Source organism: Hymenobacter cellulosilyticus, from assembly GCF_022919215.1.
Lineage (GTDB): Bacteria > Bacteroidota > Bacteroidia > Cytophagales > Hymenobacteraceae > Hymenobacter > Hymenobacter cellulosilyticus.
The window spans coordinates 2,669,569-2,683,332 of sequence record NZ_CP095046.1; the positions used below are offsets into that span (position 1 = coordinate 2,669,569).

9 protein-coding genes, 2 pseudogenes and 1 riboswitch are annotated in these 13,764 nt (G+C 60.5%); of the genes and pseudogenes, 4 read left to right on the plus strand and 7 right to left on the minus strand.

Going from position 1 to position 13,764, the window contains the following annotated elements:
* Window positions 1-3: 3 nt before the first annotated feature.
* From MUN79_RS13070 to MUN79_RS13100, 7 genes and pseudogenes are all read right to left on the minus strand, one after another.
* Window positions 4-1,326, minus strand: a complete 1,323-nt coding sequence (locus MUN79_RS13070; RefSeq protein ID WP_244678054.1) for a DUF4178 domain-containing protein — start codon at window positions 1,324-1,326, stop codon at window positions 4-6.
* Window positions 1,323-1,676, minus strand: coding sequence for an S-adenosylmethionine decarboxylase family protein (locus MUN79_RS13075; RefSeq protein WP_244678055.1), 354 nt, complete (start codon window positions 1,674-1,676; stop codon window positions 1,323-1,325). The genes MUN79_RS13070 and MUN79_RS13075 overlap by 4 nt, the downstream gene beginning before the upstream one ends.
* Before the next feature lie 82 nt (window positions 1,677-1,758).
* A pseudogene (gene bshB1, locus MUN79_RS13080) lies at window positions 1,759-2,477 on the minus strand (bacillithiol biosynthesis deacetylase BshB1).
* Window positions 2,478-2,755: 278 nt separating this feature from the next.
* On the minus strand, window positions 2,756-3,781 hold the full coding sequence (locus MUN79_RS13085; protein ID WP_244678056.1) for an LLM class flavin-dependent oxidoreductase: 1,026 nt from the start codon (window positions 3,779-3,781) through the stop codon (window positions 2,756-2,758).
* 3 nt (window positions 3,782-3,784) lie between these two features.
* Window positions 3,785-4,843, minus strand: coding sequence for an ATP-grasp domain-containing protein (locus MUN79_RS13090; protein WP_244678057.1), 1,059 nt, complete (start codon window positions 4,841-4,843; stop codon window positions 3,785-3,787).
* Between the two features lie 367 nt (window positions 4,844-5,210).
* Window positions 5,211-5,304, minus strand: a riboswitch (SAM riboswitch).
* Window positions 5,305-5,485: 181 nt separating this feature from the next.
* Complete coding sequence (locus MUN79_RS13095; protein WP_244678058.1) at window positions 5,486-6,484, minus strand: hypothetical protein; 999 nt, start codon at window positions 6,482-6,484, stop codon at window positions 5,486-5,488.
* A gap of 64 nt (window positions 6,485-6,548) precedes the next feature.
* A complete protein-coding gene (locus MUN79_RS13100) occupies window positions 6,549-7,880 on the minus strand; it encodes a dicarboxylate/amino acid:cation symporter (RefSeq protein ID WP_244678059.1) in 1,332 nt (443 codons plus the stop codon).
* A 348-nt stretch (window positions 7,881-8,228) separates the two neighbouring features.
* Here MUN79_RS13100 and MUN79_RS13105 point away from each other — a divergent pair, with 348 nt between their 5' ends.
* From MUN79_RS13105 to MUN79_RS13120, 4 genes and pseudogenes are all read left to right on the plus strand, one after another.
* Window positions 8,229-9,074 carry a universal stress protein gene (locus MUN79_RS13105; protein ID WP_244678060.1) on the plus strand — a complete coding sequence of 282 codons (846 nt, stop codon included), beginning with the start codon at window positions 8,229-8,231 and terminating at the stop codon, window positions 9,072-9,074.
* 182 nt (window positions 9,075-9,256) lie between these two features.
* Entirely contained in the window at window positions 9,257-10,099 is an 843-nt protein-coding gene (locus MUN79_RS13110; RefSeq protein ID WP_244678061.1) for an oxidoreductase, read from the plus strand.
* Window positions 10,100-10,501: 402 nt separating this feature from the next.
* Window positions 10,502-12,553, plus strand: coding sequence for a TonB-dependent receptor (locus MUN79_RS13115; RefSeq protein WP_511177087.1), 2,052 nt, complete (start codon window positions 10,502-10,504; stop codon window positions 12,551-12,553).
* Window positions 12,493-13,620, plus strand: a pseudogene (locus tag MUN79_RS13120) (outer membrane beta-barrel protein); the annotation flags it as partial. The gene MUN79_RS13115 and the pseudogene MUN79_RS13120, both read left to right, overlap by 61 nt.
* Window positions 13,621-13,764: the final 144 nt, after the last annotated feature.

Sequence of the window (13,764 nt, forward strand, 5' to 3'; positions counted from 1 at the left end):
GGGTTAGTGCAGGTGGGGAGAGGGAAAATTGCTGTTGTCCCAGCGCTGTTGTTCGTGGTGGTGACGGCGGAAATACAGGATAGTGGGGTAAATCAGCAGGGCTAGCATGAACAGCAGCAGGTTGCTGGGCACCCAGGGATTCTCGGTGATGGTGACCGAGAAAGTGACCTGCCGGTTGTAGTCGGTAGAAGGGTAGAGGTTGAGGTGGTAACGGCCGGGCGGTACCTGATCCAGGGTAGCTTCGGCGTCCACGCTGCCTTCCGACCAGCCGTAGCCATCCTCTACGCCGGAGTAGTGTTCAATGCTCTTGCTAAACTCAAAGCCCTGACCGGTTTGCTCGTTCACCAGGCTCACCGGCAGCTCCAGCCACGTATTGTTCACGGAGGTGTGCAGCGCGAAGTCGAGCACCGCCGGCCCGTCCTGGATATCAAACGAGTTGGAAACCTGTACTTTGCTAGTGGCCTCGGTCATGGCTCCCGGGGCGCTGCCCACTTCACTGACGAACTCCTGGCTGAGCAGCTGCCGACGGGGCCGCACACCCACCATGACCAGTTCGGTGAGCAGGGTGAGAATCAGCAGCAGCAGCGTGAAGTTCTTCAGCGTGGACCAAGAGTTGCCGCCGGGCATCGGCTGCACCGCTCCTACGCCCTCCCGGTAGGGCAGCCGGGACATGGTCAGGCCGAAGGCCTGGGCAACCTGCTGGGGCTCCAGGTGCTCGGCCCGGAACCAGTGCACCGCCTGGCCCTTTACTTTTTCCTCCACCAGCATCCGGGGCGGGGCCACAAACTCGGTTACGGTCAGCCGCTCGTCTTCCAGAATGTTCCAGTCGAACTCGCCTGCCGCGTACAGGATGCGGGGCTGGTACTTGTTGTAGATGTTAAACTTCGTGTCGCCGTCCAGGGCCACGCGGTTGTTGCCGGAGTAGCCGGACAAGCCCTTGTGCTGCTCGGCGGAAGGCTGGATAAAGGTCCAGTGGCCCTCGTACACGGCCAGCTGGGCGTAGCCGGTGTCGGGGTTGAAGAGCATGAATTCGAGCCAGCGGGCCGGGGAGCCGGCTTCCTTGCGCAGCATGTAGCCCATCACGCGGTAGAGCCGCCCGTCGGGCAGGGTGCCGATGCTGCCCAGCGGCAGGATGGGCGCTTCCCGCGGTATATCCTGAAACGACTTGAGCCGCTCGGGGCTGCCGTTGGCCTGCTGCCGAAACAGGGTGTGACACTCCGGGCAGCCAAACACGATGCTGTTGACCGGGTCGTAATACGTGAGCTGGGCCAGGCAACTGGGGCAAGCCACGCGGGCTTCGAGAGAGGTAACCTGTCCGCTACTCATCGGGCCACCTCGGTTTTCGTTAGTTCCTCGCCCTCGAAAAACCGCAGCGTTTCGGCGTAGAGCTGCCGCACGGTGGCGGAATTGTCGCGCTGGTAGTTCGACAGAAACACGTCGAAAGTGGCCTGTCCGAACTCGGGCCAGGTGTGGATGCTCAGGTGCGACTCGGTGAGGCCCACCACGGCCGTAAAGCTGGCGTTGGGAAACGAGTGGTAAACTTCGCCCACTTTTACGAGCCCCCAATGGCTGATTTGCTGGTCGAAGAAGGCCTGGCAGGCGGCGGCATCCGTCAGACGGGCCACCGGGGCCCGAAACGTTGCCAGGATGTGAAGCCCGGGAGAGTAAGAATGCATTCCGTAACTATCAGGCTAAAATGGGTAGAGCACGACAGTTTCAAACTTACCCAGAATAGCCCAGTTGCCCAAGCCGCGCCGGCTAGCGCAGCTGAAACAGGTCGTCGACGCCCAGCAGACGACGGCAGGTAAAGCCCTCGGCAAAGGGCACATTAATGTACTTGCCACAGTCGCGGGCCTGGCCTTCGAGTATCTTCAGAAAGTCGGGCGAGGAAATGTAGGTCGAGGTCGGGTCCTCGTAGTCGGGGTGGTAAAACTGGCTTTTAAACGCCGTTACGGCTTCTAGCTTCCGCTCCCAGTACTCCGTAATATCCACCACGATGTCGGGCTTGACGTAGGTGTTGTGAATTACCTGTAGCATCAGATCAGGCCGCCAGGGCGGCTGCAGCTGACCCTCATACCGGGTTTCAATCTTGGGCAGCCCCGAGAGAAACGCCGCGTCGTGGACCAGGTTGGCGGCCCGGCCGTGGTCGGGGTGGCGGTCCACGTTGGGGTTGGTCAGAATAATGGAAGGCCGAAAGCGGCGAATTACCTGAATAACTTGCAGCTGATGGGCCTCGTCGTTGAGAAAGAATCCGTCGCGCATGCCCAGGTTTTCGCGCACGTGCAGCCCCAGGATGCGGGCCGCGTCGGCGGCTTCCTCGGCCCGCAGCTCGGCCGAGCCCGGGTGCCCAGTTCCCCGCGCGTGAGGTCCACCACGCCCACGCGCCGGCCCTTGGCAATGTGCTTCATGAGCGTACCCGCGCAGCCTACTTCGGCGTCGTCGGGGTGGGCCGCAATCATCAGGATATCGAGCTTCATAGAGGGAGTTAAGCGGAAACTGGCGGTAAGATAAGCGGGAAGCAAACCGCAAATGAGAACAGAACTTCACGCGAAGCGTCATGCTGAGCCCAGGTCAAGCATCTCGCGGGCCGCCGTTGGTAGAAGCAACAACACAAAAAAGAACGTCATGCTGAGCCCAGTCGAAGCATCTCTACCGCCACAGTAATCGGATTACTACAGCACGCGAGATGTCTCGCTCAGGCTCGACATGACGTTCTTAATGGAGTGGTCTTGATAGAGCGTTCCGGAAAACCAGCTTACGCCAGCACCTGAATCACGGCTTCCGAGAAACGCTCCATTTCCTCGAGTTGGGGGCTGCACTGGAGCAGGAACAGATCCACGCCCACGGCTTCGAAGGCGGCAATGCGCTCGGCTACCTGGTCGGGCGTGCCGGTCAGGCCGGAGCGCAGGCCCCGGTTCGACACGGAGTAGTCCTGCAGACTCACCTGGTTTTCGAGCTGGGTGCCGGCCAGCCACTGCTGGTAGTTTTTGTAGCCGGCGGCCGAGCCCTGCACGTTGGTAATGCGCTCCAGCTCCTTCTTGACCTCGGCATCGGTGTTGCGCACCACCGAGTAGGCCGCAACGCCGAACTTCATGGGCGGCAAGCCCAGCTTGTCGCGGCGCTGGCTCAAGTCCTGAATGCGGCGGCCGATGGCCTCAGGCTCGTCGCCGTGCATCACGTAGCCGTCGCACTGGGCCGCAATCATGTTTTTGGCCGCTTCCGACTCACCGCCGGCGTAGATAAACGGCCGGGGGCGCGACACGGGCTTGGGCTGCAGAATCGAGTCGGTGACCTTGTAGAACTTGCCTTCGAAGGTGAAGTGGTCCTGCTTCCACATGTTGTCCACCACGTGCAGCCACTCGGCGGTGCGGGCGTAGCGGTCGTCGTGCTGCTCGAAGTGCACACCGTACTTCTTGGCCTCATCCTGCCACCACGACGACACCACGTTCAGCGACAAGCGGCCGTTGCTGATGTGGTCGATGTTGGCGGCCTGCTTGGCCAGCAAAGCCGGCGAGTGAAACGTAGGCCGCACGGCCACCATCAACTCGATTTTCTTGGTCACGGCGGCCAGGGCGGCGGCCGTGCTCCAGGCATCCAGACTCGGGGCTTCCTCACCCTTGATGTCGTTCAGGTTCAGCTCGGCAATGAGCGACAGGTCGTAGCCCAAATCCTCACTGCGCTGGGCCAACGTCTTGACGTAGTCCCAGTCGGCGCGCATGTTCTCGTCTTCGACGTTGCGCAGCCACCCGCCAAAAACGGGCATCCAATATCCGTACCGCATGACTTAGTGAATAGAAGCCGCAACCGGCTGTTGAGCGTTTGAAACAGTAGTCTTGGCAACGGGCTGGGCAGCGGCAGTCGTCCCGATCTGGGTTTCCAGGTAGTCCACAAAGCGGGCGTAGGGGTCGAAGCCGACCACGTTCACGGCATCGGCCACGAAGTTGGACAGGGCGTTGATGTCGTAGAAAAGCACGTCGCCGGTCCGGTCGTCAATCAGGTACTCGATGCCGCCCACGTCGATTTTGGCGGCGGCCACGATGCGCTCCACGGCTTCGATTACCTCCGCTGGGGGCGTAAAGGCTTCCACCTGAATGCCCTTTTTGGGTGCTTCGGTCAGGCAGAACTCAGCCGACTGCTCCTCGGGAATCTGGCAGATTTCGGCCGGGCACAGGTTGAAGCTTTCCCCGGTCGTAAACACCTTCATGGCGTAGAGAAACTTGCCGTCGAGGGTTTCCACGCGGTGAATGTTACCACCGCGGGGCGTCACGTACTCCTGCACCAGGGCCGTCTGGTCGATGCCCAGATCAATCTGGTTGGCTTCGACGGCAGCGTGAATACCTTCAATCGTGTCGAAGCGGATAATGCCCGCGCCACTGCCGCCAATGTTGACTTTCACCACAATGGGGAACTGCAGTTGCTGGGCGGCGTCGGCAATGCGGGAGGCGTGGTTGACCACGAAGGACTTCGGATATTTCAAGCCCAGCGAGGCAAACAAGGAAAGCTGGCGGGCCTTGTTGGTTTCGATGGCCGTAGCGGCCGAGCCGTTGATAATACGGGTGCCGATACGCTCCAGGTGAGTGGCAAAACCGGCCGTGTGGAAGATGCCCTGGCCGTGGCCGCGCAGGTAGGCGGAAGAGCTCATCCGGTTCACAACCAGGGAGTAGCGGCTCTCCTGTTCGGCCGGGTCAAAGAGGTGGTGGGCCGCGTCAATTTTCTCGTAGGGCAGGCCCCGGCGGTCAAGCTCGGCAAACAGGGGCTTAAACCATTCGGGGTGCTCGTAATAAATGCCAATCGGCTTTTGGGGCTGGGCCATGGGGTTGTAATAGAAAAAGAAGTGTGACAAGGGAAGGGCCCGGCCGCAGTAGCGCGGCAGACGGGTAACAGCCGCCGACAGCTTAGCCGCTCTAAAGACGCTTAGCGCCGAAAACCCCACAGGCCAACCCGACAGACGCGCCGCAACGCAGCGGGAGCTGTTTGGTTAAAGCCAAGCAAGGCAGGGGACGCAGCAGGCTACAAGCCAGGGCGGCAAAGCAAAACCAACACAGCGGAAACTGGCTGGTCAGCCGGCAGGGGAGAAGTGGGCGTGACTAGCAACAACAGCCAGCGCCGGCCAGAGGCCAACAACAGACTGCGGCAGGAGCAGACTGGGGCTGGGCTACGAAAGCAGCGGAGAAGGCAGAAAAGTTGTTGGCAGTGTCCACGGCAACTTGTTTTTATATGGTCAGGACTTGGCACCGTTCCAGCTCATCACTGGGGGTTGCCGGCGTATCGTCGAGCCTGTCTCTCCACGCCTCTGTATAAAAACAATCCTTTGGTCAGAAAGAATTGACTCTGCAAAGGTAAGGCGATGCACGGCACAGTTACAATACCCCGGCCGGGCCCCGATTTTCCTGCCTTCTTAGCGCAGAGTAGCCTATAAACAGCAAAGCCCCGCAGAGGTTCCGCGGGGCTTTGCCGGATAACGTCAATGAGTGGCTTTCAGCCGCTAGGCGTCGGTTTTGGCTTTCACCTTCACTTTGTTCTTGCGGGCTTTGCGCGGGCCGTGCGCCACAGAAAAAGCCCTGGGCCTAGCTGCCAGCACTTGCTCGGCCGCCACGCGCTGCAGAGCCACGGCCTGTTCGGGCAATAGGCCCAGCGCGGCGGCGGCCTCTTCCCGAGAACCGAGGCGGCGCGGGTCATAGTCGGTGATTTCGCCGAACAATACGCAGGCACTCAGGTAGGCCCCGGCCGTGCCGGGGTGGTAGTTGTCTTCGCCCCACAGGTCGAGCTTGCCGGGTTCGGGCTGGTAGGGGTTGCGCTGGGCCACGCCGGTTTGCACGGCCCGCAGCCAGGCGTCGCCGGCCGGGGCCACGCCCGCAAACCGGCCATTAGCGCGGGCTGCTTCGTAATAGCCGCGGTGCAAGTCATGGGTCATCGAGTCGAGGGGCAGGCCGGAGTAGGCTTTGCCGGGTAGGTAGGTCTGGTCGGCCCGGGCCCAGGTCTGGTAGAAGTACAGCCGGGCCGCGGGGTTGGCCGTGTGCACGGCCTGCTCGATGCGGGTCGAATAGTCGCGGAACGTGCTGGGCCGGCCGCCGCGCCGGGTGGGCAGGGGCCACATGCTGTGCTCCTGCAGCACCACTGTGTGCCAGCGCGGCTGCTGCAGCGTGAGTTGGGCGCTGTCGTAGTGCAGCTTCAGCGACTCGCCGTTGATGCACTGAAAATGCACCTCATAGGGCAGGCCGGCCTGGTCGGCAAACTTCTTGAAAATAGCCGGAATTCCGCCCCATTCCCCGGTTTTCTGCTTCCCAACCCGCTCAATGGTAATAGCGCCCGAGTTGTAGCTGAATACCGGATTGTAGCGGCCGTGCAGAAAGCTGTTGCCCACAAACAGGATGGTTGTGGGAGCTGGTGCCCGCTGGGCCCGGCTGCCAACGGGGCCACCTAGCAGGAGTGTAAGCAGGAAAACAGCACGGAGCAGACGAAGCCGGGGCCAGGTACAAAGCATAGCAGAGACGACACACGGCGCAACAGGCCGCAACGGAAGCTGCAAAAGTACGGGTTTGCCGGTGCTACCCGCGCTGGTCAGCCGGCGCCGTGGTGTGCTGTGCTACCAGGTCCGACTCGGCCGGGGCCCCTGCACCCTGCAAAGCCAGCTGGTGGCGGGCTTCGTCGAATTCGCCCTCACTTTTGGCAATGACCAGGGTGGCTACCCCGTTGCCGATAACGTTGGTAATGGCCCGGGCTTCACTCATGAATCGGTCGACGCCCAGCAGCAGGGCCACGCCTTCCACCGGAATAACTTTGGTAGCCGCCAGCGTGGAGGCCAGCACGATAAAGCCCGACCCCGTGACGCCGGCCGCGCCCTTGCTGGTCAGCATCAGAATGCCAATCAAGGTCAGCTCCTGGGTGAGGGAAAGCTCGATGCCGAAGGCCTGGGCCAGAAAAATTGTGGCAATGCTGAGGTAGATGCTCGTGCCGTCGAGGTTGAAGGAATAGCCCGTTGGGATGACCAGGCCGGCCACCGAGCGGGAGCAGCCGTAGCGTTCCAGCTTGTCAATCATGCGCGGCAAAGCCGATTCCGAGGAGGACGTGCCCAGCACCAGCAGAATTTCCTCCTTGATAAAGCCTAGAAAGCGCCACAAGCTCAGCTGGTAGTAGCGCATGATCAGGTTGAGCACCCCGAAGATGAACAAAAACATGGTCAGGTACACCACCAGCATCAGCTTGCCCAGGGGCAGCAGCGTGCTGATGCCGTACTTGCCGATGGTGAAGGCCATGCCCCCAAACGCACCCAGCGGCGCCAGCTTCATGACCAGGCCCAGCACGGCAAACATTACGTGCGACAACCGCTCGAAGGTGCCAATCAGGGGCTGGCTGTAGGACTCCGGAATCCGGCCCAGAGCCACGCCAAACAGCACGGCAAACAGCAGTACCTGCAGCACGTCGCCTTCGGCGAAGGCGCCCACCACGCTGTGGGGTACCACATGGGTGAAAAACTCCACCCAGTTCATTTCCCCGGCCTGGGCTGTGTATTTGGAGGCTTCTGCCGCCTGGGCCGCCGTTTGGGTAGCCACTCCGGTCCGCGCGTCGATGCCCGCGCCGGGCTGGGTCAGGTTGGCCGCCGTGATGCCGATAACCAGGGCCAGGGTTGTCACGATTTCGAAGTACAGCAAGGCCTTGCCGCCCACCCGGCCCACCTTTTTCATGTCGCCCATGCCGCCAATGCCCAGCACCACCGTCAGGAAGATGATGGGGGCAATGAGCATCTTAATCAGGTTGATAAACGTGTCGCCGATGGGCTTGAGGCTGGCTCCAAAGCCGGGAAACAACGCCCCCACCGCTATGCCCAGCGCAATGGCAGTAAGAACCTGAAAGGTGAGGTTGGACGAGAGTTTCTTCATGAAATTCGGAAGCAAGCAGCAAATTCGGAAGCAGGCGGGAAGCGGGAAGGCGGAAAAACTCCTACTCTGAATCTGTACTGCGGGTTTGCGGCTACCGCCAGCCGTGAAGATACCCGGAATCTGCGGGGACGGCAGAAGCAGCCCTTACCTGGAGGTGACCAAAAGAGGGAATTTCAAGTGCAGCCGAGGCCAAACATAGAGCAGCTTGTTGTTGCAATAGTTCTAATTATTAGCTACATTATCCTGGTTGTTGTGCTGCACCCTCCGGGGAATTTTGGGGCCGGCGCGGAAGCCAACTTGCGAGTACTGTTGCCCATCAAAGCGTTGCTCACTACAAGTCTGATTCCCATGAAAAACCTTCTGGTACCCACCGATTTTTCGCCCGCCGCCCACAACGCCTTCGAAGTGGCTGTGCGACTGGCCCAGCGCACCGGCGGCGCAGTTACGCTGCTGCACGTGGAAGAGCACAACGACACGCCCCGCTTCAGCTCTTCCGGGGGCCGTATGGGCGGCAGCAGCCTGGAAGACGTGTTTATGCTCAAGTATCTGCAGAAAATAAAGCACCAGATGCACGAGCTCAAAGCCGAAGGGCAGCGCCTGGCCCCCGACGTGCCCGTAGAAGACGTGCTGCGCACCTCCAGCCTGGTTAATTCCGTGCTCGACGTAATTGCCGAGCGGCAGATTGACCTAGTGGTGATGGGCGCCCAGGAACACAGTGCCTGGCAGCACTTTTTTGCCGGCTCCAACACCGAGCGGCTCGTGCGCATGGCGCCCTGCCCGGTGCTTACCGTCAAGCATCCCGAAATGCAGTTCAACGTGCAGCACATCGTGTTTCCATCGGACTTCTCGGCCGAGGCCGACCGCGCCGTACCCGATTTGCAGCGGATACAGGCCATTTTTCCCGACGCTACGCTGCACCTGCTCAAGGTGGTGCCCGACATTGACCACTACAGCGAGGCCCTGACCCAGATTCAGTCCTTTACTGAGCGTCACCGCCTCGAGCACTGCGAAGCCGACGTAATTGATGCCTCCAACGCCAGCGTGGGCATTCCGCTCTTTGCCCAGCAGACCCACGCCGACCTGGTCGTGATGCCCACCCACGCCCATACCGGCCTGAGTCATTTTCTGCACCATAATGTAGCCGAGAATGTAGCCCTGCACGCCGTCCCGCCGGTGCTCACGTTTCGGTTGTAACGGCCTTCGCCATTGTTCTGCATTCAAGCCGCGGTTTCCCGGGAGGCCGCGGCTTTTTTAACCCGTTTCGCGCTACCGGCTTCTTCTAATTAAGCCTTCGGGTAAACCTAAGCAGGGGCAAGGGAGTTGAAACAGCCAGCCGGTTTCGGCCGGCGCTTTTCCACTCTTAATTTCCCTAGCGAATGGCTACCACACCCAAACACTGGTTTATTACCGGCGTCAGCACCGGTTTCGGCGCGGCGCTGGCCGAGCTGCTGCTCGAAAAAGGCGACAAAGTAGCCGCTACCTTCCGCCAGCAGGAGCAGGCCGATGAATTCACCCAAAAGGCTGGCGAAAACGGCCGCGGCTTCGTGGTAGAGGTAACCGATGAGGCCCAGGTCAAGCAGGGTATTGCCGACGCCATTGCCCACTTCGGTCATCTGGATGTTATTGTCAACAACGCGGGCTACGGCTCTCTGGGCAGCATCGAGGAAATCGAGGCGGCCGAGGTGCAGCGGCAGTTCGACGTCAACGTCTTCGGGCCTTTGCACGTGCTGCGGGCCGTGTTGCCCCACCTGCGCGAGCGGCGCAGCGGCCACGTGCTCAACATCACCAGCATCGGCGGCCTGAAGACTTTCCCTGGCGTGGGCGTGTATAATGCCAGCAAGTTCGCTCTCGAAGCTATTGGCGAAAGCCTGGCCCAGCAAGTTGCCCCGCTTGGTATCAAGGTTACCAACATCGAGCCCAGCGGCTTCCGCACCGACTGGGCCGGCCGCTCGGCCAACATCGTTACCACCGGCATCGAGGATTACCAGGCCACGGTGGGCGAAAACCTCAAGGGTATTCAGGGCTACAGCGGCCGGCAGCCCGGCGACCCGCAGCGTGCCGCCCAGATTATGTACGACCTGGTGCGCGAGGAAAATCCGCCCCTGCACCTGCCCCTGGGCAAAGCGGCCGTGAAAGGCGCCCGGGACAAGTTTGCCAACCTGCTTAAGGAGCTGGAAAGCGTGGCCAGCCTCGGCGACTCGGCCGACTTCCCGGAATAGCGCCCCGGTTCTCAATAATCAGAAAAGCCCTTTGGAATTGCTCCAAAGGGCTTTTTTGTATTCGCGCTTTTCCGGCAAGCTGATGGGCACGGCTTCAAGTGCTAGGGGAGTAGTCTCAGAAAGTGTTTTGGTGCGCGGGAATATCTGCACGCGGGAGCAAAGGTGACTAGGGTCAATATTAAGTTTCCTTTATGCTTATATTACCATTTACAGATTAGGAAAATGTTATGCATACATCACTAAATCATGACTCTACCTTCGCGGCGAAATTCAGAGGGAAGGCCTCTGATAAACAAAAAAGCCATTTGTATGAATCTGAAACCCTACTTACTGCTGCTGTTAGGCTTTGTGCTTTTCACTAACGGCCAGTTTGCCGCCGCCCAGGGCGTAACCACCGCCGCCATGAAGGGCGTGGTGCTCGACGCCAAAGGCGAGCCCCTGCCCGGGGCCACTGTGGTAGCTACCCACTTGCCCACCGGCACGCCCTACGGCACGGCCACCCGCTCCAACGGGCAGTTTGACTTGCTCAACCTGCGCGTGGGCGGCCCCTACGAAGTCAAAGTGTCCTTCGTGGGCTACACTACCTATTCTCAGGGCAACATTCAGTTGGCCCTGGGCAAAACCTTTGAGGTCAACGTCAACATGGCCGAGGAAGGCCGCACCCTGGGCGAAGTGGTGGTAAAAGGCAACCGCGACGGTATCATCAACAAGGACCGCACCGGGGCTTCCACCAACGTCAACAACGCCGCAATTCGCACGCTGCCCACCATCAGCCGCTCCCAGGAAGACTTCACCCGTCTCACCCCGCAAAGCAGCGGCCTGAGCTTTGGCGGGCGCAACACGCTCTACAATAACTTCTCCCTCGACGGCTCCATCTTCAACAACTCCTTCGGCCTGGATGCGCCCACGCCCGGCGGCCAAACCAACTCCCAGCCCGTGTCGCTCGATGCCATTGAGCAGCTCGAAGTAAGCCTGGCGCCCTACGACGTGCGCCAGGGCGGCTTCACCGGGGCCGGCGTGAATGCCGTAACCAAGAGCGGCACCAACGATTTTAAGGGCACGGTCTACACCTTTCTGCGCAACGAGAAGCTTATCGGCGAGAAAGTCGGCGACGTGACCGTGCGTAACCCCGACCTGAAATTCAACCAAACCGGCTTTGCCCTGGGCGGCCCGATTATCAAGAACAAGCTGTTCTTCTTTACCAATGCCGAAATTACCCGCCGCGACGACCCGGGCCTGACCTTCCGGCCCGCCCGCGATGCGGCCGAGGCTGCCGCCGCCCTCAACGGCCAGGCCGACGGAGTGAGCCGGGTGCTGGAAAGTGACCTGATTGCCATTCGTCAGCGCCTGCAGAGTGTGTATGGCTACGACCCGGGCTCCTACCAGGACTTCAAATACCGCACTTCCAGCGACAAGCTGCTGCTGAAGCTCGACTGGAACATCAACGACAAGAATACCTTCTCGGTGCGCTACAACTTCCTGCAGAGCTTCCGCGAGCAAGGTCCGCACCCCATTGCCATTGCGCCTTCGTCGCGGGTGCAGAGCGTGAACACGCTGCAGTATTCCAACTCGGGCTATACCATCAACAACGGCCTGAACTCGGTGGTCGGGGAGCTGAATTCGCGCTTCGGGGAGAAATTCAGCAACAAGGCTCAACTCAGCTTTTCGGCCTTCCGCGACGTGCGCGACCTGCCCAATGCCAAGCTGTTTCCCCAAATCGACATCACCAAGAACGGCACGACCTACGTGAGCGTGGGCACCGAGCAGTTTTCGGCCAACAACGAGCTGAATCAGAACATCACCCAGTTTACCGACAACCTGAGCTACTTCGCCGGGGCCCACGTGCTCACGGCTGGCGTTACGTACGAGCGGTTCAGCTTCTTCAACGCCTTCAACCTGGCCCGCTACGGCTACCCCTACTTCGGCGGCCTCGACATCGACCAATTTTACAAAATCACTACGCCCGGCAGCACTGACTTTGTGGACCTGAATGCCCTGGCTACGGCCGGCGGCCAAAAGCCGGTGAAAGGCGTGGACGTGAACGTGGCCCAGCTCGGCCTCTACGCCCAGGACGAGTGGAACGTGACGCCGGACTTCAAGCTGACGCTGGGTTTGCGGGCCGATATGCCCATCTACGACACCACCGTGCCGCAAAACCAGCAGATTCTCAACGCCCCGCTGCTCGACTCCAACGGCCAGCCGGCCAAGGTCGACGTGACGCAGTTTCCGAAGGCTACGCCGCTGTTTTCGCCCCGCCTGGGCTTCAACTACTCGCTCACGAAAAGTGAGTACACCACCCAGCTGCGCGGGGTACCGGTATCTTCACCGGTCGTATTCCCTTCGTCTGGATTAGCAACCAGGCTTCCAACTCGCAGTTTGATGCCGGCTATACTTTCCAGATCAACGGCACGGCCCGCAACTTCAAGTTTCCGCAGGTGTGGCGCTCCAACCTAGCCATCGACCAGCAGTTGCCCGGCGGCATTGTGGCTACCCTGGAAGCCATTTACTCCAAGGACCGTAACGCGGCCATTCACCGCAACTACAACTTCGTCACGCCCACTGAGCGCCTGAGCGGGGCCGACAACCGCCTGATTTACCCGGCCTCCGGTCCGCGCATTGCCTCCGGCTTTACCGGCCCCGACGGTCAGTTCAGCTTCCTGGACGCGGGCGTGATTGTGCTCGAAAACACCAACAAGGGCTACCAGTACAACCTGACGGGTCAGCTTAAGAAGGACTTCGCCAACGGCCTGTATCTGACGGCGGCTTATACCTATTCCAAGGCCAAGGACGTAACCTCCAACCCCGGCGAAATTGCGGCCGACGCCTACCAGCGTAACCCCGTGGTGGGCAACACCAACGAGCCCCAGTTGGCTTACAGCGACTTTGGCCTGCAGCACCGCATCATCGCGGCCGCCGGCAAGCGCTTCGCCTACGCCGACGACAAGCTGGCTACCACTCTCAGCTTCTTCTTCGAAGCCGCCCAGGGCAACCGCTTTTCCTACACCTACGCCGGCGACCTGAACCGCGACGCTATTGCCGGCAACGACCTGCTGTTTGTGCCCGCCTCCCGCGACCAGATCAACCTGGTCGATATTCGCGACGCGCAGAACAACGTGCTCGTAACGGCTGCCCAGCAGTGGACGCAGCTGAACGCCTACATTGAGCAGGACGACTACCTGAGCTCCCGCCGCGGGCAGTACACGGAGCGCAACGGGGCCATCAGCCCCTGGTACACCCAACTCGACGCCAAGCTGCTCCAGGATTTCTCGGTAAAAGCCGGCAACAAGAAGCACACGCTGCAACTCAGCCTCGATGTACAGAACCTGGGCAACCTGCTCAATGCCGACTGGGGCGTACGCCGGGTGTTTGCCAACAACCGCTTTATCGAAACCTCGTACCCCGCAGCCACGCCCGAGACGCCGGCATTTCAGTTCCGCGGTGGCAACCAGACCTTCGTCAACAACACCGACTTCAATAGCCGCTGGCGCGCCCAGGTCGGCCTGCGCTACATCCTCGACTAAGGCCGTAAGGCCGCGTACAAAAAAAAGCCCGAAGCATAGCGCTTCGGGCTTTTTTTGTGGTAGCTATTCAGGTATACAACGTGCTGGTAATAAGTATTAGGCCACTTGCTTTAAAAGACTTGGACTGGGGCCGTCAGCTGGTGC

Excerpts from the sequence above, each read along its gene's own strand:
- MUN79_RS13070 (WP_244678054.1), bottom strand. The coding sequence starts at position 1,326 with ATGAGTAGCGGACAGGTTACCTCTCTCGAAGCCCGCGTGGCTTGCCCC.
- MUN79_RS13075 (WP_244678055.1), bottom strand. The coding sequence starts at position 1,676 with ATGCATTCTTACTCTCCCGGGCTTCACATCCTGGCAACGTTTCGGGCC.
- MUN79_RS13085 (WP_244678056.1), bottom strand. The coding sequence starts at position 3,781 with ATGCGGTACGGATATTGGATGCCCGTTTTTGGCGGGTGGCTGCGCAAC.
- MUN79_RS13095 (WP_244678058.1), bottom strand. The coding sequence starts at position 6,484 with ATGCTTTGTACCTGGCCCCGGCTTCGTCTGCTCCGTGCTGTTTTCCTG.
- MUN79_RS13105 (WP_244678060.1), top strand. The coding sequence starts at position 8,229 with ATGAAAAACCTTCTGGTACCCACCGATTTTTCGCCCGCCGCCCACAAC.
- MUN79_RS13115 (WP_511177087.1), top strand. The coding sequence starts at position 10,502 with ATGAAGGGCGTGGTGCTCGACGCCAAAGGCGAGCCCCTGCCCGGGGCC.
- MUN79_RS13100 (WP_244678059.1), bottom strand. The coding sequence starts at position 7,880 with ATGAAGAAACTCTCGTCCAACCTCACCTTTCAGGTTCTTACTGCCATT.
- MUN79_RS13110 (WP_244678061.1), top strand. The coding sequence starts at position 9,257 with ATGGCTACCACACCCAAACACTGGTTTATTACCGGCGTCAGCACCGGT.